Raw genomic sequence first — 19,711 nt, forward strand, 5'->3', positions numbered from 1 at the left:
CGGACGCAACAGGAGCAACAGGAACAACAGGTTCAACCGGAGCAACAGGAACAACAGGTTCAACAGGAGCAACAGGAGCAACGGGAGCAACAGGTGAAACAGGAGCAACAGGACCAACCGGCCCAACCGGACCTAGGGGAGCAACGGGCGAGGAAGGTGATACTGGACCTAGAGGTGCTACAGGCTCAACCGGTCCGACAGGATCTTTTGCTACAGGTCAAACATTATTCTTTGTATCGGGAGCAACAGGTGCAGTACCTTTAGGGTTAGGGGATAGTTTATCCTTTAATTCTGACACACTAGATATTATAGTAACACCTGGTTCTGCTATTGTAACAATAGAACTAACAACAATTCCGACAGGTTCAACGGGAGCAACGGGAGCAACCGGAGCAACGGGAACAACCGGAGCAACGGGAACAACGGGAGCAACGGGAGCAACCGGAGCAACGGGAAAACTGGAGCAACGGGAGCAACAGGAGCAACGGGAGCAACAGGTGAAACAGGAGCAACCGGACCAACCGGACCAGCAGGAGCAACCGGAGCAACGGGAGTAGCAAATATTGCAGCTTATGGGGACTTCTTTAGAACCGGAGCAACGACTATTGATAGTGGAGAAGATGTTCCTCTTACAGTGGCTGGAATCCAAACGCCATCGGTACAGCTAGCTAGTAACGCGGTGCAAATAAACGAATCAGGTATTTACGATGTTATAGAGACTGTAACAGTGACATCAACATTAAATACTCCATCAGTTTGGGCACTATTTTTAAATGGAGTCGAGATACCTAATACTACTTTTGGTGTCCTCGGAGCTTTTTCAGCTAGTGATGTGACTTTAACAGCTGGTGGGATAATAACTGTAAGCACTGTTCCAGCTGTCCTAACATTACGCAACGTTTCTACTACTACTCAAACATTACCAGGAACTATAGGGACAGTAGCTATTGATAATGCATCCATTCGAGTTATTAAAATTGATGATATCTGATGGTATAGAAGTACTTGGACCTATAGGAGTACTCCTACAAGTTGTATCTTTTTATTTTCAAAAAGGTTAGAAATCGTTTTGAGTTAACTTTGGGTGGAGTATAAATGGATTGTTTAGACTCCACCCGTTTTCAATTTTTAACGTAATTTATTGTATAAATGACTTTCTTTTACATAAATTGTAGTCTTGAATTGTAATGAGTTTTTTGTGTTTTTAATATAGATGTATTGAAAATAAGGATCCCGTCCCTATACATACAATTTTAATCGTTATTTACAACGCTGTGAATTACCTCACTAAGTTAGGAGCCTTTTACTACTTCAATGAATACCATGACTCTACAATGTATTTCAACTTTTTTTAACGTAAGACGACTCATCAGTACAGCTAAATACTAAATACTCTTATACTCAAGGGGATGCATGTTTGATTGAAACACCTCAAGATTTTCAAAAATGTATAAATGAATTATATTAAAAATAAAAAAATTCAAATAAAAACCCGAACTATTATACGAAATGCTCATTTGAGTTTCGTAGTAGTTCGGGTTTTTTCTGATAAATACTTATGTTCAATTTGAATTCATCTTGAATTATATCTAGAGATATATAGTATTTTTATTTATTAAAATAATGTGGGTACAATATTGGATGAGATTCAATCCACTCTTTCATCTCTATAATCATTTTTTCATAAGTAGGTACTTCAAAGCTAAAGTCCTTACGTCGATTCATAAGGGTTTTATCTAATTTTACTTTGGATTCAGGTAAAATGGTGACTCTTTCATCTTTAAAATGCTTATTAAATAAATTTAATAACTCAAATTTATTGATAATTTCATTATTAACTAAATTATATAATCCTGATAATCCTTCCGTTCCAGCCTTCTCCATTGCTTTTGCTAATGTTAATGTCGTTACTCCCGTCCAAATCGCCTGGTTATATCCATAAATTGTCCCCTCTTGTTTCATAAACCAATTAAATAATCCAATTCCATCTTCTTTCATATCAGGTCCGATAATTGAATTTCTAAAGGTTAAATGTTTTTCATTTTCAATTTCTCCTAAAGCCTTTGTGCGGTCATAAAAGGTTTCACCATCTCGAAGACTATCCTCATAATAAGGTGCCTTTTTCCCTGAAAACACACAATCTGTACTCATATGAAACAATCTTTTATTTTCATCTACTTCTAATATTTCAACAATTTTATGTGGTAAAAAACTATTGAAAAAGACCGCATTAGCTGGTGCCTGATCACAAGTGTTATTTAAAACTCCGATACAATTAATAACAATATCGTAGTCTGTATCTATCAGAAGGGAACGTAAAAATGTATCATTAGTTAACTCTCCATTAATATTTTGCCCAAAGGAAAAGGGACTTCTTGAATAAGTAATGACCTCGTGGCCTTTTTCAATTAAATACAAAGCAATCGTATGACCTGCCATCCCAGTAGCACCAAGTACTAAGAATTTCAATATTCTACTCTCCCTTCCATGATTTTAGTTCTTCTTGAATCAATGGGAGAGTGAGTAGTTTTTGTTTTATTTCATCAATGGTAAGGATTTTTGTATTGTTGGAGTTATATTCATCACTTAATGTAATTTTAGGGGAGCCTTGATTGAGATATTTTGCATAATTTAAATCACGGTTGTCAGCGGGGATTCGATAAAAATTGCCCATATCAATTGCCTTTGCTGCTTCTTCTTTCGTTAATAGTACTTCATAGATTTTTTCCCCATGACGAGTGCCAATTGTATGAATTTTGTTATTTGTACCAAATAATTCGATTAAAGCTTGAGCTAAGTCCTTAATATAAGAGGATGGTGCTTTTTGCACCATTATGTCACCATTGGATGCATGATGGAATGCATAGATAACTAAGTCTACTGCTTCTTCTAAACTCATCATAAAGCGTGTCATTTTGTCATCAGTAATTGTCAGTGGTTTTCCGCTTTTAATTTGATCTATAAATAATGGAATGACCGAACCTCTTGATGCCATTACATTCCCATACCGTGTCCCACAGATCAATGTATCATCAGGAACTATTCGTGATTTTGCAATAAACGTTTTTTCCATCATTGCTTTAGAAATCCCCATGGCATTTACAGGATAAGCGGCCTTGTCGGTAGATAGACAGATGACTTTTTTTACACCTGCTTGAATGGCTGAAGTCAGCATATTATCTGTTCCAAGAATATTTGTTTTGACAGCCTCTAAAGGGAAAAACTCGCAAGAAGGTACTTGTTTCAATGCTGCAGCATGAAATACAAAATCCACATTGTACATAGCATGACTGATACTATTAATGTCCCTGACATCCCCTATAAAGAACTTTAATTTATCATTTTGATATAAAGTCCGCATGTCATCTTGTTTCTTTTCATCCCGCGAAAAAATTCGGATTTCTTTAATATCTGTATTTAAAAAACGCTTTAATACTGCATTTCCAAATGATCCAGTGCCGCCAGTTATCAATAATATTTTATCTTTAAACAAGTTGTATTCTCTCCAAACTTTAATGTAGTATAAAATATTAATCGTGCTTGATTAGTGATTTATGATTTTAATCCTCTTTGATATAGATAAAATTCTGAGTTTTCCCTCGGGTAGTTGTACCAATAGGCGAAGATACCTGTATATTTGCACTTTGGAGACTGGTCGACTAATGTTTTATTGAAATCGTAATCTCCAGCGATATCTTTTCGATCAGTAAATTTCGCATCCCCTATAAAACTTCTACGAATAATTTTAAATTGCCCACACCAACTGTATCCATCTGTTTCACTCTTCACAAAACGTTGCCCAATTTTAGTCAACATATTGTAATAGTAAATGTCGTATGTCCCATCTACTTGAGCTAAAACTTCTCGTATTGGAGGTAGATAAATATCGTCACTGTCAATAATTGCGATATAATCTCCGCTTGCTTCTTCAATGCATCGATTGTAGGAATAACTTGCGCCTTTATTTGAGAAGTTTTTTAAAATTTTGAGTTGGGGGCATGTTAGCTGATACTTTTCTAAAATTTCAACGGTCCGATCTATAGAACCATCATCACATACAATAATTTCATAGGCATATTCTTTTGGAATACTATCTAGCATTCGCTTAATCCAAGCTTCGCTATTATACGCAGGGGATAAAAAGCTGAATTTCAAATAAACACCCCATTCCAATGAATTTCTTCTCTAAAATAGTCTAGCAGTAAAATATTCATAGTTTTATTAATGAAGCTCTATTTAGTATATGAATGGGTGAAAATTTGGTTTGGGTACTATTTATAAAAGTTCCATACCGTTTTAAAAGAAATGGAACTATTTGTAACAATACGCCGATTTCAAAATATGATAAAGAAGATAACCACTTATAATTTTTGGGAATATATCGGAGAGGTTGTGGTGAGTTGGATCAAAATTGGCATGAGGATTTAATTGCTTTCCTAGGGGGGCTTATTCGCCCAAAAGTATATGTAGAACTTGGTTTATATCACTGTGATTTATTTAATCGCATGATTCCTTATGCGGAAAAACTAATTGGGGTTGACATGAATCCAGCAGCAGGAAATTTTATGCAACAGTCGGAAAAAGTCCATTTTTTTAACGGTACTACGCAAGAATTTGCACAAGAATTACAAAAAAATCCTTTACAAATTGATCTTTTATTTATAGACGCAGACCATGCAAAAGAAGCGGTGTTACAGGATTTTTATGATTATTTTCCTTTCGTCTCACCACATGGTTTAATTTTGTTCCATGATACACACCCAAGGGATAATTGGATGATGCAAAGGGCTCTTTGCGATACAGCCTATCAAGCAATTGAAGAATTGTCAAAAGACACAACAGAGTATGAATTAATGACATTACCAGTTAACCCGGGTTTAACACTTTGCAGAAAACGTAAAAAACAATTATCTTGGCATGAGTAAGAATCAGCCGCCGCGGTAAAACATGACTTAATGAAAGTAGTTCGAAGATAGGACGATACGTCCGAAAGTAAGTAGTTGAACGAATGCGTTTCTATGGCGTATGTCCAACGTAATAAAAACGAAAAAGCTCAAAATTTTTACGATGGTGTAAAAATTTTGAGCTTTTTAATAGGATTGGATTAACCTGTAAATCCCTTTAAACTTTTAAAGTATAAATCCGACTCTGAGCCTTCTCGAGGATAGTTATACCAATAAGCAAAGATATCTAAATGTTTGCGAGTTGGATTTTTTGCTAATAAAGAATTATAAAAATCTAAATCAGCACCTGTAGGTTTTTTTGTATATTTTGCATCCCCGATTAAGCTTCTTCGAAAGATTTTAAAGTTTCCTGGCCAATCAACTGGACCATGAATATAATAACTTCCTTCTTTTGTTAACATATTATAATAATAAATATCGTATGTCCCATCAATTTGTTGTAATACGTCAATAATCGTTGGTAGATAGATATCATCACTATCGATAATTGCTACATAATCTCCTGTAACTGCAGCTAAGCAGTCATTATAAGATTCACTTGTCCCTTTATTTACTTCATGCTTTAAAATTTGAAGTTGAGGACATGTTTTTTGATAGTTCTCCAAAATTTCTAATGTTCGATCCGTAGAGCCATCATCACAAACGATGATTTCGTAAGCATATTCTTTTGGAATACTATCTAGCATCATTTCAATATATCCTTCACTATTATAAGCGGGCGTTACAAAGCTAAACTTCATAGTAAACCTCTTTTCAAATATACTATTTTAATGCTATAAAACATTATTTTAACCCTCTAAGATGTAAATCTGATTCTGAATTTTCCCTAGGGTAATTGTACCAATATGCGAAAATCCCAGTATATTTACATTTAGGACCTTTATTGAGTAACGCCATATTAAAATCAGTATCCCCGGCATATTCTCTTCTCGTTACGAATCTAGCATCTCCTATAAATGAGCGGCGAATGATTTTAAATTGACCTGGCCACATATATCCATCGGTAGGCTGTTTAATAAATGCTTGACCATTTTTTGTTAACATATTGTAATAGTAGATATCATACTCTCCATCGATTTGTTCTAATACATCAACAATGGTTGGTAAATAGATGTCGTCGCTATCAATAATAGCTACGTAATCTCCTGTTGCTTCTTCGATTAAACGATTATAACTTTCACTAGCGCCAATATTTTGTTCGTTTTTTAAGACTTTAAGTTGAGGGCATTTTTTCTGATAGTCTAATAAAATATTTAGCGTATTATCTGTTGAAGCATCATCACAAATAAGAATTTCATATGCATACTGTTTAGGAATACTGTCTAACAGTCGTTTAATCCATTTTTCAGAATTATAAGCAGGTGTTAAAAAACTAAATTTTATTGGAATCACTCCTTTGCACATTTTGTCTGAAGAAGTCTATAACTCGTAAATCTCTCCAATATTATATGCACTAATAATTAAAAGGTTAAGGACTCCCATCTAGAAGGTTAAATAGAGAGACGACTCCGACCTTCAGTTCATCAATGTCTGGTGTGATTTTTAGTGAATTTAGCCGGCACTATCAATATATATTTAGAAATTTATCTAACAATAATTTATATATCCATGGTGTTATAAAATGAGCGATTGTGGTCAAACTTCTATTGAAACGTGTTAAATAAATTAATGCGTTTTATAAAAAGAGTGGAGGATGGCTATGTCAAATATAAACAATAAGCAAGAAGTAAAGAAACAACCGCGTGCAAAAAGTCGTCAGACCAAGGCAAACCATCTAAATGAAGAATTTGGCGCTGAAGCAAACTTTGATGCCAATGACTTCAAAAAAGAAAGGGAGTTCTCCACTGATGATAAGCCTGTAAGTGAACGCACGGCATGGAATTAGTTTATATTTGATATAAACAAATGAAAGAAGCTAATGCTTAGTAGCTTAGCTTCTTTTATGTACAAAGTACTATTGGTAAAAGAGAAAAGCCTTATGCTAAAAATAAATAAATCTTACTTACTTTAGCAAATACGATAATTAAAGAGGAAAATCGGTTAGATAACAATACATAAAACTTGTAAAGTGAATTTAAATTTAGTACAATGTACTCACCAGAATGAGTTGTGTGCAATTTAATTTGGCAAAATATTGGTAGTTGCGTTTAGGTAGAAGTCTCTTAAGCTATTAAAATGTTAGTAAATGAATTCAATCACAAACAAACATAATAAGGAGCAAAACGATGAGTATTTATAATTATTTAGTTAAAAAACCTAACGGTGAAATTTTATCAATGGAAACCTATCGAAATAAGGTCCTATTAATAGTCAACACAGCAAGTCATTGCGAATTTACATATCAATATGAGGATTTACAAAAGATGTATGAACGCTATGCAGAAAAGGGTTTTAGTGTACTGTCATTTCCATGCAATCAATTCGGTGAACAAAATCCTGAAGATGGTCAAACTACTGCTAGTCACTGCAAACTTCAATTTGGAGTTACATATCCGGTTTTTGATAAAATCGATGTCAATGGAGATAAAACACATCCATTATTCAATTACTTGAAACACGAGGTAGATTGTCCACCATTTACCCGTGAAACACTACAACAAAAGATTTTATACAATGCTATTCAAACGAATTATCCAGATTATTTAATAGGTCGTAATATTCGTTGGAATTTCACAAAATTTTTAGTAGATCAAAATGGTCGCGTATTACAACGTTTTGAGCCGTATAGTTCATTTTTAGATATTGAACAAGCAATTGAAGCTATATTGTGAGAAAGAGATAGTTAATAAAAAATTTAAATCTTACTAAGAATACAGTATCGATGTGAGAGCAGAATAGAAAGTCAGATGCAATAGGAGACTATTCAATCTGACTTTTTTAATCATTAATATATCCTCTATTTTCCTTTCAATACTAAAAAGCCGATTAAGATAATGATAATACCTACCCCGGTACGCCAATTTGGAACTTCTTTTAGAAATAGGTAACCAATGGCAACGCTCACGAAAATCTCTATTCCTTTAGATGCAATAAGCGAAAAGGTTAAGTTATCTACAATTTTTGTTAAAAATTTAACTCCATATCCAATCATCATACTCGCAGACAGGAAAAAAGGGAGGACTTTAATGTAGTACCACAAAGTGGATAAAAAGTCAGGATCAATATTCTTGTTTTGGTAAGCGTAAATCGCATTTATAATAAATAATCCGCCTAACATCAATAAAAGTGAAAGAATAATCATAAATGTTGTTCTCCAATTAGATTTGATTCTATAATTTTGCTCCAGTACAAAAGTTTTTATGCAACGAAAAAAGTTATTCATTTTAAACGAACGATAATGATGAAATAGTTGGTAGCATTTTCTGATAAATAATAAAAAGAAGCCTGAATAATATCATCAGACTTCTTTTTTTAATCTCTAGTCATTCGTAGCCTATATTTCTTCTAAGATCCCTTTGATCAAACCAACAAATTTCGTATTTACTTGACCTGCAACTTCAATCACTTCTTCGTGATTTAAAGGCTGGTCTAGGATTCCACATGCCATATTTGTTAGACAAGATATGCCTAATACTTTCATACTTGCATGAGTAGCTATGATAGCTTCAGGTACGGTTGACATTCCACATGCATCAGCCCCAAGTACACGGATCATGCGAACTTCTGCTGGAGATTCGTATGTTGGTCCGCTCCACCAAGCGTAAACACCTTGTTGTAATGTGATATTTTGTTTCTTTGCTACATCCAATGCAAGATTGCGCAAATCTTGATTGTAAACTTGTGATAAGTCAGGGAATCGTGTTCCCAACTCGTCATTATTAGGGCCGATTAGAGGATTTGCACCGACTAAGTTGATATGGTCGGTGATTAACATTAAATCTCCTGGCTTAAAGTTAGTATTGACAGCCCCACATGCATTTGTGACGATTAGTGTTTCAATCTCAAGAGCTTTCATCACGCGAACAGGGAATGTCACTTCATCTAATGTGAATCCTTCATAATAGTGGAAGCGACCTTTCATAGCAGCTACTGTTTTTCCGTTCAATGTACCAATAACAAGCTCATTGGCATGACCAACTGCACTAGACTTTGCAAAATGGGGAATTTCACTGTAGGGAATGCTGATGGGATTTTCAATTTCATCTGCAAGATTGCCGAGTCCGGAACCTAGTATTAAACCAATCTTAGGTTTTTTAGTTGTCTTGCTTAATATAAATTCTTTTGCTTCAATAATATCTTGAACGTTGTGCATTTAAGTTCCTCCTTAATATCTCATTAAAAGATTAAACTAAGAAAAATATAATGTAAAATCAAAGGATTTCATAATGAAAGAAGTATTTTTACAATGATATTGATTCTTCATGGTTCAGCAAGATAAATAAAAAATACAGAATTAAGTTATAAAATGGTAAAATCAGCTCAAATCATAGAATTTATACATAAAATGTTAGGTATTATGCGCAATATAGTAGTGTAAGTATTTTATTTTTTCGCTAAATGATTTAGCGGAAGAACGAAATCAATCTATATTTATGAGGAGGAATGAATGTTGTTTTATTCTGTTGTTTGTAATAGCTGCAGAAGAAACTTCCAATTAGCTGAAGGAAGCTTGGCTTTCCGTATGTATAAAGGAAGAAAAAGCCAATTTATGTTTTGTGAAGATTGTCATAGTAAAGTGCGAGTAGATGCAGTTAAGAATGTTTTGAATGCGAGTGATTCATACAATGATGAAAAGTAACGAATAAGGTTAATATAAGAAATGATTTATGAGATTGCTATTCATAAATCATTTTTTTGTGTCATTTTTCCCAAAATAAAATATTTTTTATATTAAAAATAACTCTTTTAATCCTCTTTTTTTATATACAAGATGTTTTTTGCTATAAATAAGTGTTTTTTTCAGAAAGACAATTGTATTTTTCCACGAAAATGTTTACACTTAAAGACGTAAATAAATTTTTATACAATACAATTTATTGCTTTATATAAATTTGGTTTGAATATGATTGAAGAAATAATTGAACAATATATAAAGTGAAAGTAATAGTAAATACATCTGTGTTAATACATAGGAGGATTAAAAATGACAAATAAAGAACTGAAAAGGGGATTGGAAGCAAGGCATATCCAAATGATTGCCCTTGGTGGAACAATTGGCGTTGGCTTGTTTATGGGTTCGGCAAGTACAATTAGCTGGACAGGGCCATCTGTTATGCTTGCTTATGCAATTGCCGGTGTTTTCGTTTATTTCATCATGCGTGCAATGGGAGAAATGCTTTATCTTGAGCCAAAAACGGGATCTTTTGCTACATTTGCACATGAATATATTCATCCATTAGCTGGTTACTTAACAGCTTGGAGTAACTGGTTCCAATGGATAATTGTCGGAATGTCAGAAGTTATTGCAGTTGGTGCTTACATGCAATATTGGTTTCCAGATCTTCCTGCATGGGCACCTGGTATTGTTGTTATAGTGATTTTAGGTATTGCTAACTTAGTATCAGTTAAATCATTTGGTGAATTTGAATTTTGGTTTGCATTGATTAAAATCGTTACTATTATTTTAATGATTATAGCAGGGGTTGGATTGATCTTCTTTGGTCTTGGAAACGGTGGACATCCCATTGGCTTTTCAAATTTATGGTCAAATGGTGGATTCTTTACAGGTGGCATTAAAGGCTTCTTCTTTGCATTATCACTAGTGGTTGCTGCATATCAAGGTGTGGAATTGATCGGTATTACAGCAGGTGAAGCAAAAGATCCTCAAAAATCCATTACAAAAGCTACAAAGTCAATTATTTGGCGTATTTTAATATTCTATATTGGCGCAATTTTTGTCATTGTTACAGTTTATCCTTGGGATGAACTAAAAGCAGTTGGAAGTCCATTTGTTGTAACATTTGCAAAAATCGGTATTACAGTAGCAGCTGGTTTCATCAACTTTGTTGTTATTACTGCAGCGATGTCTGGATGTAATAGTGGGATTTACAGTGCTGGGCGTATGATATATACACTTGCTGAAAATGGTCAGGCACCTAAAATTTTCTTGAAAGTTTCTAAAAATGGTGTTCCATATTGGGGAACTATCGCTGTTTTAATCGGTTTAGTGATTGGGATTGTTTTAAATTTTGTAGCCCCGTCTAAACTATTCGTTTATGTTTATAGTGCTAGCGTATTACCAGGTATGATTCCTTGGTTTGCCTTATTAATCGCTCAAATTCGTTTTAGAAAAGTACATGCAGAAGATATGAAAACTCATCCATTTAAAATGCCTTTTGCACCAGTAAGTAACTATGTAACCATCCTATTCTTATTGATGGTATTAGTAGGCATGTGGATGAATGATGAGACACGGATTTCATTAATTGTAGGGATTATTTTCATAGCACTGATGACAGTACTGTTTTATATATTAGGTATGCATAAACGCGAGTATAAAATATATAAATAACAAAAAAATAAATAACATTTCATAAAACCGGAATCTCTTGGAACAAGGGCTTTTCCGGTTTTTGTTTTCGGTAGCAGAGAGCGAGATCTTTCTCAATCATAACTCAATAGGGTTATAATAGAAGTAACAAGCAACAGGAAGTAAGGAGTGTTTTTAGATGCGTAGCTTCATCGTCATGCAAGGAGAAACTTATGAGGAAGACAAGGATTTGGGGGTGATTTGGTCACCAATCTATGATAAGGCAGGGCTAGAACCTCACTTTTGGGCCCGGATGAAACAAGTGAAGAAGGGTGATATTCTCTTCCATTATGTCAAAGGGTCAATTGTTGCGATTAGTGTTGCTCAAAGTGATTGTGTAGAAAAAGCAAAACCTGTTTTGTTCCGTTTACAGACTGAAGAAAAAGGACATGTTGTTTATACCAAATACTTTACATTAGATATCCCTTTAATCATAAGGGACTTTTGGCAAGAAATTTATCCTTTACTTCCAACGAAATATTCGGCTTTTCAAGAGGATGGTAGTGGAAATGGTGGTTATTTATATCCTTGCCATGAGGAAATGACATTAGCCTTTTCTAGTATTATTCGAACTTTAAACAAAAAGAATACGGAAGAACAATTATCATTATCTATTGATGCTATTCAAATGACGAATCCATTGTTTACATTACTAGATTATATAGATAAAGAAGTCAAACAACAGGTTCTACAAGAGCAATCATTATTTATAGAACGTCAAAGATCATTATGGGATGGTCAATGTCCAATATGTCATATTAATCTACCAAAAATGATGCGAGCAACTCATGCTAAACCTATTAAAGATAGTCTATTAGAAGAAAGAAATGATCCTTATAACGGTGTTTTTCTTTGTGCAAACCATGCAGTCTTATATGAAGAAGGACTTATCTCGTTAGATGGTAGTGGGAAATTACACATTTCTCAACAAATTCAACCTGAAGAATACAGTAGATTTCAATTGACAGCTAATAAGAAGATTACGATAAACAAAGAAAATAAAACTTATTTCAGATGGCATAAACGTTATCATTTTCACCCATAATGGTTAAGCGTCACCATTTTGAAATAATATAAAAAAACATTGTTTTTTGTCATATAAAATTGTTTATGCTTAAAATAAAAATATGCTATGATGATTTCAGGGAGAGTGAACACAATTGCGTAATAAAAGAAGAAAACTTCAAAAACATGAAAATGTTATTGTGTTCCCTGGGGCAGTTGATAGGCTAATAACTGAAGGTCAAAAGTTTGCCGAAAATTATCAATATGATAAAGCTGTTGAATCATTGCGTGAAGCTTTGCAGTATACAGATGATGATGAAGGACTATTAAGTATCTACGCATTTTCTTTGTATGAAACAAGAAATTTCCAAGAAGCGAAAGCTGTTTGCGAGAAATTATTAGCTATAGGTCCACAATTATACATAGAAACTATGGAACTTTATTTGACGGTATTAATGGAGTTAAAAGAATTCAATCAAGTTGAGACATTAATCAGTTCTCTACTTGAGGAAGAGGTAATCCCACCAGAGTCCCAAGATAAATTCATTCGTATAAAAAATCTTAATGCTATGATTGCTGATTCGCAAAGTAATGAGCAACCAGGTGATATGGAATTAGAAAAGACATCTGAACAACTTAAAGCAGATACCTTTTTTGCTCAAACAAATTTGCAACAAATGAAACATCTACAAGCTATTCGTGAACTGAACCTTCGTCCACTGAAAAACTTATTAGTTGCAATAATTGAAGATAATCGCGCACATCCGATGATTCAAAGTTTTGTATTGTACTTACTTGTCCAACAAGAAATTGATATAGAAGTACAAGTGAGAAAATTTGATAAAGAATGTACTATAAACCCTATAGATCTAGATTTCCCTGATGAATTGCCTGTTGCTAAAAAAGTATTGAAACTTGTAGAAGAATTATTAGAACAAGAACCAACAACTTTGGAAATGGTACAATATTTGTTGACAAGGCATATGTTTGTAACTTATCCATTTGAATGGTTTCAGTACTCACCAGAGGAAGTGGCAGACGGTTATATTGATTTCGTACATGCGATGTTTGGAGAGGTAAAAGAAACAGATTATGATTTATTAGACCTTATAAATCTACTTGAAGAACAGTCTGAGCTGTTTGATGTGTGAAATCAGTTGAAACTATAGCTATCTATGATATACTAAAACAGTTGTGAAAGTCGTATTAACGAGTGAATTGTCCAACATTTGAATTTAATTTTGGAGGTATTTATAAATGTCAGCAAAATGGGAAAAACAAGAAGGCAACACTGGATTACTTACAGTAGAAGTTGCTGCTGAAAAAGTTGATGAAGCTTTAGATAAAGCATTCAAAAAAGTAGTAAAACAAATTAATGTACCAGGGTTCCGTAAAGGTAAAATGCCTCGTCAATTGTTCGAAAAGAAATTTGGCGTTGAATCATTATTCCAAGATGCATTAGAATTTCTAGTAAACGAAAATTATCCTTTAGCTATTGATGAAACTGGTATCGAACCTGTTGATCAACCAGAAATCGATTTCGAAATGGAAGATCTAGGGAAACACAAAGACTTCAAATTTACTGCTAAAGTAACTGTAAAACCAGAAGTTACTCTTGGTGACTACAAAGGTTTAGAAGTAACTAAACAAGATACTACAGTAACTGATGAAGAAATTGAACAACAACTAAAAGAGCAACAAGCTCGTCTTGCTGAATTAGTTGTAAAAGAAGATGGCGCTGTAGAAGAAGGCGACACAGCTGTAATCGATTTCGAAGGCTTCCAAGATGGCGTAGCATTCGAAGGCGGTAAAGGTGATAACTACTCATTAGAAATCGGTTCTGGATCATTTATCCCAGGATTTGAAGAACAACTTGTAGGCGTAAAAGCTGGCGAATCTAAAGATGTAGTTGTAACATTCCCAGAAGAATATCATGCTGCAGAATTAGCTGGTAAAGAAGCTACTTTCAAAGTAACTGTAAAAGAAGTAAAAGCTAAAGAACTTCCTGAATTAGATGATGATTTAGCATCAGAAATCGATGCAGAAGTAGAATCTTTAGACCAACTTCGCACTAAACTAAAAGAAAAAACTGTTGCTGAAAAAGAAAGTGCTTCAGAAACAGCATTACGTGATGATTTAGTTGAAAAAGCTGCTGAAAATGCAACAATCGATATTCCAGAAGCAATGGTTGAATCAGAAATCAACCGTATGCTACAAGAATATGATCAAAGCTTACAAATGCAAGGTATGAACCTTGACCTATATTACCAATTCTCTGGTCAAGATGAAGCAGCTTTACGCGCTCAAATGAAAGAAGATGCACAATCACGCGTTCGCGTTGCATTAGTTCTTGAAGCAATTGCAGAAGCTGAAAAAATCGAAGCATCTGAAGAAGATATTAACGCTGAATTAGAAAAAATGTCTGAACAATTCAAAATGGATGCTGAACAAATCAAATCAGTACTAGGTGGAACAACTGTACTTGAACACGATGTGAAAATTCGTAAAACAGTTGAATTCTTAGTTGAAAACGCTAAAGTAACTGAATAATAATTTGTTATAAAGTAAACCTGAACAAGGTACGGGTTTTTAATCCGTACCTTGTTTTCTTAATATAAATTTAGAAAATTCTTAATGATACATATTAAGAACAAATATGTAATAGAGTTCGTAATATTTGATAATCTAGGATGAATCTTGTAACATTGTTGCATGAATAGGGGTGAAATAATTGTTCAAATTTAATGATGAAAAAGGCAATTTAAAATGCTCATTCTGTGGTAAACCACAAGAACAAGTTCGTAAACTGGTTGCAGGACCTGGGGTATATATTTGTGATGAATGTATCGATCTTTGTTCTGAAATCGTAGTTGAAGAACTTGGTACTGAAGAAGAAGTTGAGCTAAAAGACATTCCAAAGCCAAAAGAAATACTAGATACTTTGGATGATTATGTCATCGGACAAGAACGTGCAAAAAAAGCGTTATCAGTAGCTGTATATAATCACTACAAACGTATAAATTCAAACAGTAAAGTTGATGATGTAGAGTTATCAAAATCTAATATTGTACTAATCGGACCAACTGGTAGTGGTAAAACATTATTAGCACAAACTTTAGCGCGTATTATTAACGTACCATTTGCAATTGCAGATGCGACTTCTTTAACTGAAGCTGGTTACGTTGGGGAAGATGTTGAAAATATCTTACTTAAACTAATTCAAGCAGCTGATTATGATATCGAACGTGCTGAAAAAGGGATTATCTATATCGATGAAATCGATAAAGTTGCACGTAAATCTGAAAATCCATCAATCACTCGTGATGTCTCAGGTGAAGGTGTTCAACAAGCACTTTTAAAAATCCTTGAAGGAACAACAGCAAGCGTTCCACCACAAGGCGGTCGTAAACACCCACACCAAGAATTTATCCAAATCGATACAACTAATATTTTGTTTATCGTAGGTGGTGCATTTGATGGAATCGAGTCAATTATTAAACGCCGTATGGGTGAAAAAGTAATTGGTTTCGGTTCTGATAATACAAAGCAACATATGGATGATAAAAATTTGATGAAGCATTTAATCCCTGAAGATTTGCTTAAATTTGGTTTGATCCCTGAATTTATAGGTCGATTACCAGTATTGGCAAGCTTAGAACAATTAGATGAAGATGCGCTTGTTCAAATTCTAACAGAACCAAAAAATGCTTTAACTAAGCAATATGAAAAAATGTTAGAACTTGATAATGTGGAACTTGAGTTTGAAAAGGGTGCATTATATGAAATTGCAAAAGAAGCTATCGAACGTAAAACAGGCGCACGTGGCTTACGTTCCATCATAGAAAATATTATGTTAGATGTCATGTTCGAATTACCTTCTCGTGATGATATTACAAAATGTATTATTACAAAGGAAACTGTTACAGATAAAGCTCGACCAAAACTTCTATTACAAGATGGTACAGAGTTAGAGTCAGACAACAAAAAAACGTCTGCATAAGAACTGATTGAAGAACTGGCTTCGAACAAGTGCCAATCAGCACTGTTCGTTGCCAGTTTTTTTATATAAGATGAAACTACATCAATCATAAGAGCAGATTAAACTTAATATTGTGCATGAAAAGAGTATTCTGTAACATACTTAATGTGTAAATAATAAATTCAAAAGATACAATAAGATATGTGATCTTTAAAATTACTCGGAGGTGTTCACCCGTATGGCAGAGGTAACTAGAAAAAAGGACATACCACTATTACCACTTAGAGGGTTACTCGTTTATCCAACGATATTATTACATATTGATGTAGGTCGTGAACGCTCGATTGTAGCATTGGAAAAAGCGATGGCTGATGATAATTTAATTTTTCTTGTCACACAAAAGGTCATGAGTGTGGAAAATCCTACTGAAGAGGATTTGTACCAAGTAGGGACAGTTGCTTATGTCAAGCAAATGTTGAAATTGCCAAATGGCACATTACGTGTCCTTGTAGAAGGTCTTAATCGTGCCAAAATCAAAAAAGTTACAATTTCTGATGATTACGTGTCTGCTAAGATAGAAAATTTAGAAGACGCAAAAGAAGTCGACATTGAAACAGAAGCATTGATGCGTACGTTATTATCCTATTTTGGAAAATATTCAAAGTCATCTAGTAAAATTTCAAATGAAGCTTATGAAACTGTTGCAGATCTTGAAGAACCTGGACGTTTTGCAGATACGATTGCCTCTTATTTACCACTAAAAATGCAAGCAAAACAAGAAATCCTTTCTACAATAGATGTAAAAGAGCGCATCAAACTATTAATCCAACGATTACATGATGAACAAGAGGTATTAAATCTGGAACAGAAGATTAATACCAAAGTAAAACGCGCAATGGAAAAAACACAAAAAGAGTTTTATCTACGTGAACAGATGAAAGCAATACAAGAGGAACTTGGAGACCGTGAAGGTAAACAGGCAGAAGTTACAGAACTTAAAAAGCGCATTGAGACATCAGATATGCCAGAACAAACGCGCAATGTTGCATTAAAGGAATTAGGACGTTATGAAAAAATACCAGTCGCTTCTGCAGAGAGTGGTGTGATCCGAAATTATCTAGATTGGCTCCTTTCTATACCATGGAGTACGACGACAAAAGATCGTCGAGATATTCATGTTGCAGAAAAGATTCTTAATCGAGATCATGAAGGATTAGAAGAAGTAAAAGAACGAATATTAGAGTACCTTTCTGTACAACAGCTGACGAACTCACTTCGTGGCCCAATCCTTTGTTTAGCAGGACCACCTGGGGTTGGGAAAACTTCTTTAGCCAAATCAATTGCTGAATCTTTAAATCGAAAATTTGTTAGAATATCACTTGGGGGAGTGCGCGATGAATCTGAGATTCGTGGGCACAGAAGAACCTATGTTGGGGCTATGCCTGGGCGTATTATTCAAGGGATGAAAAAAGCAGGTACTATCAATCCTGTTTTCTTACTTGATGAAATCGATAAGATGTCAAATGATTTCCGCGGAGATCCTTCTGCAGCAATGTTAGAAGTATTAGATCCAAACCAAAATAGTACTTTCAGCGATCATTATATAGAGGAAACTTATGATTTATCGAATGTTATGTTTATCGCTACGGCTAATGATTTAAGTACAATTCCTGGTCCTTTACGAGATCGAATGGAAATTATTTCGATAGCAGGATACACAGAAGTTGAAAAGCAGGAAATAACCAAAAAACATTTAATCCCGAAACAAATGGAAGAAAACGGATTGCAAAAAACTCAATTACAAATACGTGATGATGCAGTTCTTGACTTAATACGTTATTATACTCGAGAAGCGGGTGTACGCGGTTTAGAACGTCAAGTGGCTTCACTATGTCGAAAAGCTGCAAAACAAATTGTGTCGGGCGATAAAAAGCGAGTGGTTATTACCTCAAAAAATTTAGAGGATCTACTTGGAAAACATCGATTCCATCATGGACAAGCTGAAAAAGAAAACCAAATCGGCGTTGCAACAGGCTTAGCCTATACAGTTGTTGGAGGAGACACTCTTCAAATTGAAGTATCCCTTACTCCAGGTAAAGGTAAAATCCAATTAACCGGTAAGCTAGGGGATGTTATGAAAGAGTCTGCTCAAACAGCCATTTCTTATGTGCGCTCAAAATCAGAACAATTGGGTATTGAAGAAGATTTCTTTGAAACGCATGATATTCATATACATGTCCCTGAAGGTGCTGTACCAAAAGACGGTCCTTCTGCAGGTGTAACAATGGTAACAGCAATAACTTCTGCAATAACCAAGCGTCCAATAAGACGTGAGGTTGGGATGACAGGTGAAGTAACTTTAAGAGGTCGTGTTCTTCCGATTGGCGGTTTAAAAGAAAAATCACTTGGTGCTCATCGTGCAGGCTTAACAACAATTATTTTACCGAAAGACAATGAACGTGATATTGATGATATTCCAGAAAGTGTTCGAAAGGGGCTCACATTTAAGCCCGTGTCAAACGCAGATGAAGTATTGGAATTAGCGTTAGACGGAGGGATTTCATGAAAGTCAATAATGTAGAGATGGTCATCAGTGCAGTTCGACCATCACAATATCCAGAGGACGGTCTGCCAGAGTTTGCTCTAGCAGGTCGTTCTAATGTTGGGAAATCATCTTTTATCAATCGAATGATTGGTAGAAAGAGTATGGCTCGTATTTCATCAAAACCAGGAAAGACACAAACATTAAACTTCTATAAAATTGAAGAGCAATTATTCTTTGTTGACGTACCTGGTTATGGCTATGCTAAAGTCTCTAAAACAGAGCGTGAAGCATGGGGGAAAATGATAGAACAATATTTAACTGGACGAAGTGTGTTAAAAGCTGTTGTCCAAATTGTAGATATACGTCATGAACCTACTGACGATGATTGTATGATGTATGATTTCTTAAAACATTACAATATCCCAACGATTGTAATTGCAACAAAAGCGGATAAGATTAAAAAAGGAAATTATGCCAAACATAAAAAAATTGTAAAAGAAGTACTTGATATGGATCCAAGCGACCCCCTTATTCTGTTCTCGTCTGAAAAGGGAATGGGCATCGAAGAAGCTTGGGCTGAAATCGAAAAGAGAATGTAATTCTTACATAAAACCTGGAGGATGATCCTTCAGGTTTTTTATAACATCTGATTGTATTAGAAATCTTCATTTAGAGTTCAAAAGTAACGATTCATTGTCAATTAAATATCTGAAAATTTAATCTAAAAGCAACAATATTGTGCTCGTGTG

General features: G+C 34.5%; 19 protein-coding genes and 1 pseudogene. 13 read left to right on the plus strand and 7 right to left on the minus strand.

Going from position 1 to position 19,711, the window contains the following annotated elements:
* A pseudogene (locus D1606_RS19070) lies at positions 1 to 557 on the plus strand (hypothetical protein); the annotation flags it as partial.
* 77 nt (positions 558 to 634) lie between these two features.
* Positions 635 to 991, plus strand: a complete 357-nt coding sequence (locus D1606_RS19075; protein ID WP_233548064.1) for a hypothetical protein — start codon at positions 635 to 637, stop codon at positions 989 to 991.
* A 617-nt stretch (positions 992 to 1,608) separates the two neighbouring features.
* Here D1606_RS19075 and D1606_RS09365 read toward each other — a convergent pair.
* Genes D1606_RS09365 through D1606_RS09375 form a run of 3 tightly spaced genes read right to left on the minus strand, consistent with a single transcriptional unit; the run spans position 1,609 to position 4,155 of the window.
* Positions 1,609 to 2,469, minus strand: a complete 861-nt coding sequence (locus D1606_RS09365; protein ID WP_119415750.1) for a sugar nucleotide-binding protein — start codon at positions 2,467 to 2,469, stop codon at positions 1,609 to 1,611.
* 4 nt (positions 2,470 to 2,473) lie between these two features.
* Positions 2,474 to 3,493 carry a polysaccharide biosynthesis protein gene (locus tag D1606_RS09370; protein WP_119415751.1) on the minus strand — a complete coding sequence of 340 codons (1,020 nt, stop codon included), beginning with the start codon at positions 3,491 to 3,493 and terminating at the stop codon, positions 2,474 to 2,476.
* 59 nt (positions 3,494 to 3,552) lie between these two features.
* Entirely contained in the window at positions 3,553 to 4,155 is a 603-nt protein-coding gene (locus D1606_RS09375; protein WP_119415801.1) for a glycosyltransferase family 2 protein, read from the minus strand.
* 245 nt (positions 4,156 to 4,400) lie between these two features.
* On the opposite strand from D1606_RS09375, the gene D1606_RS09380 reads away from it, so the two are divergent.
* Positions 4,401 to 4,925: a class I SAM-dependent methyltransferase gene (locus tag D1606_RS09380; RefSeq protein ID WP_119415752.1), complete on the plus strand. Its 525-nt coding sequence runs from the start codon at positions 4,401 to 4,403 to the stop codon at positions 4,923 to 4,925.
* 179 nt (positions 4,926 to 5,104) lie between these two features.
* On the opposite strand, the gene D1606_RS09385 is transcribed toward D1606_RS09380, so the two are convergent.
* Positions 5,105 to 5,704: a glycosyltransferase family 2 protein gene (locus D1606_RS09385; RefSeq protein ID WP_119415753.1), complete on the minus strand. Its 600-nt coding sequence runs from the start codon at positions 5,702 to 5,704 to the stop codon at positions 5,105 to 5,107.
* Between the two features lie 43 nt (positions 5,705 to 5,747).
* Positions 5,748 to 6,356, minus strand: a complete 609-nt coding sequence (locus D1606_RS09390; protein ID WP_233548065.1) for a glycosyltransferase family 2 protein — start codon at positions 6,354 to 6,356, stop codon at positions 5,748 to 5,750.
* Between the two features lie 307 nt (positions 6,357 to 6,663).
* Here D1606_RS09390 and D1606_RS09395 point away from each other — a divergent pair, with 307 nt between their 5' ends.
* A complete protein-coding gene (locus tag D1606_RS09395; protein ID WP_119415754.1) occupies positions 6,664 to 6,849 on the plus strand; it encodes a hypothetical protein in 186 nt (61 codons plus the stop codon).
* Between the two features lie 340 nt (positions 6,850 to 7,189).
* Positions 7,190 to 7,735, plus strand: coding sequence for a glutathione peroxidase (locus D1606_RS09400; RefSeq protein ID WP_119415755.1), 546 nt, complete (start codon positions 7,190 to 7,192; stop codon positions 7,733 to 7,735).
* A gap of 125 nt (positions 7,736 to 7,860) precedes the next feature.
* Here the strand turns inward: D1606_RS09400 and D1606_RS09405 are convergent, their stop codons facing one another.
* The gene (locus D1606_RS09405) at positions 7,861 to 8,205 is read right to left on the minus strand and encodes a hypothetical protein (protein WP_119415756.1); all 345 of its coding nucleotides are present in this window, start codon (positions 8,203 to 8,205) and stop codon (positions 7,861 to 7,863) included.
* A gap of 192 nt (positions 8,206 to 8,397) precedes the next feature.
* Positions 8,398 to 9,216, minus strand: coding sequence for a purine-nucleoside phosphorylase (locus D1606_RS09410; RefSeq protein ID WP_119415757.1), 819 nt, complete (start codon positions 9,214 to 9,216; stop codon positions 8,398 to 8,400).
* 297 nt (positions 9,217 to 9,513) lie between these two features.
* Here D1606_RS09410 and D1606_RS09415 point away from each other — a divergent pair, with 297 nt between their 5' ends.
* From D1606_RS09415 to yihA, 8 genes are all read left to right on the plus strand, one after another.
* Entirely contained in the window at positions 9,514 to 9,702 is a 189-nt protein-coding gene (locus D1606_RS09415) for a DUF2197 domain-containing protein (RefSeq protein WP_369973784.1), read from the plus strand.
* Positions 9,703 to 10,047: 345 nt separating this feature from the next.
* A complete protein-coding gene (locus D1606_RS09420) occupies positions 10,048 to 11,415 on the plus strand; it encodes an amino acid permease (RefSeq protein ID WP_119415759.1) in 1,368 nt (455 codons plus the stop codon).
* 157 nt (positions 11,416 to 11,572) lie between these two features.
* On the plus strand, positions 11,573 to 12,478 hold the full coding sequence (locus D1606_RS09425) for an HNH endonuclease (RefSeq protein ID WP_119415760.1): 906 nt from the start codon (positions 11,573 to 11,575) through the stop codon (positions 12,476 to 12,478).
* A 115-nt stretch (positions 12,479 to 12,593) separates the two neighbouring features.
* A complete protein-coding gene (locus D1606_RS09430; protein WP_119415761.1) occupies positions 12,594 to 13,589 on the plus strand; it encodes a tetratricopeptide repeat protein in 996 nt (331 codons plus the stop codon).
* Between the two features lie 106 nt (positions 13,590 to 13,695).
* The gene (gene tig, locus D1606_RS09435; RefSeq protein WP_119415762.1) at positions 13,696 to 14,988 is read left to right on the plus strand and encodes a trigger factor; all 1,293 of its coding nucleotides are present in this window, start codon (positions 13,696 to 13,698) and stop codon (positions 14,986 to 14,988) included.
* 181 nt (positions 14,989 to 15,169) lie between these two features.
* Positions 15,170 to 16,438, plus strand: coding sequence for an ATP-dependent protease ATP-binding subunit ClpX (clpX, locus tag D1606_RS09440; protein WP_119415763.1), 1,269 nt, complete (start codon positions 15,170 to 15,172; stop codon positions 16,436 to 16,438).
* A 217-nt stretch (positions 16,439 to 16,655) separates the two neighbouring features.
* Positions 16,656 to 18,983, plus strand: coding sequence for an endopeptidase La (gene lon, locus D1606_RS09445; protein WP_119415764.1), 2,328 nt, complete (start codon positions 16,656 to 16,658; stop codon positions 18,981 to 18,983).
* Complete coding sequence (yihA, locus tag D1606_RS09450; RefSeq protein ID WP_119415765.1) at positions 18,980 to 19,561, plus strand: ribosome biogenesis GTP-binding protein YihA/YsxC; 582 nt, start codon at positions 18,980 to 18,982, stop codon at positions 19,559 to 19,561. The genes lon and yihA overlap by 4 nt, the downstream gene beginning before the upstream one ends.
* Positions 19,562 to 19,711: the final 150 nt, after the last annotated feature.

This window comes from Rummeliibacillus sp. POC4 (assembly GCF_003576525.1).
Classification (GTDB): domain Bacteria; phylum Bacillota; class Bacilli; order Bacillales_A; family Planococcaceae; genus Rummeliibacillus.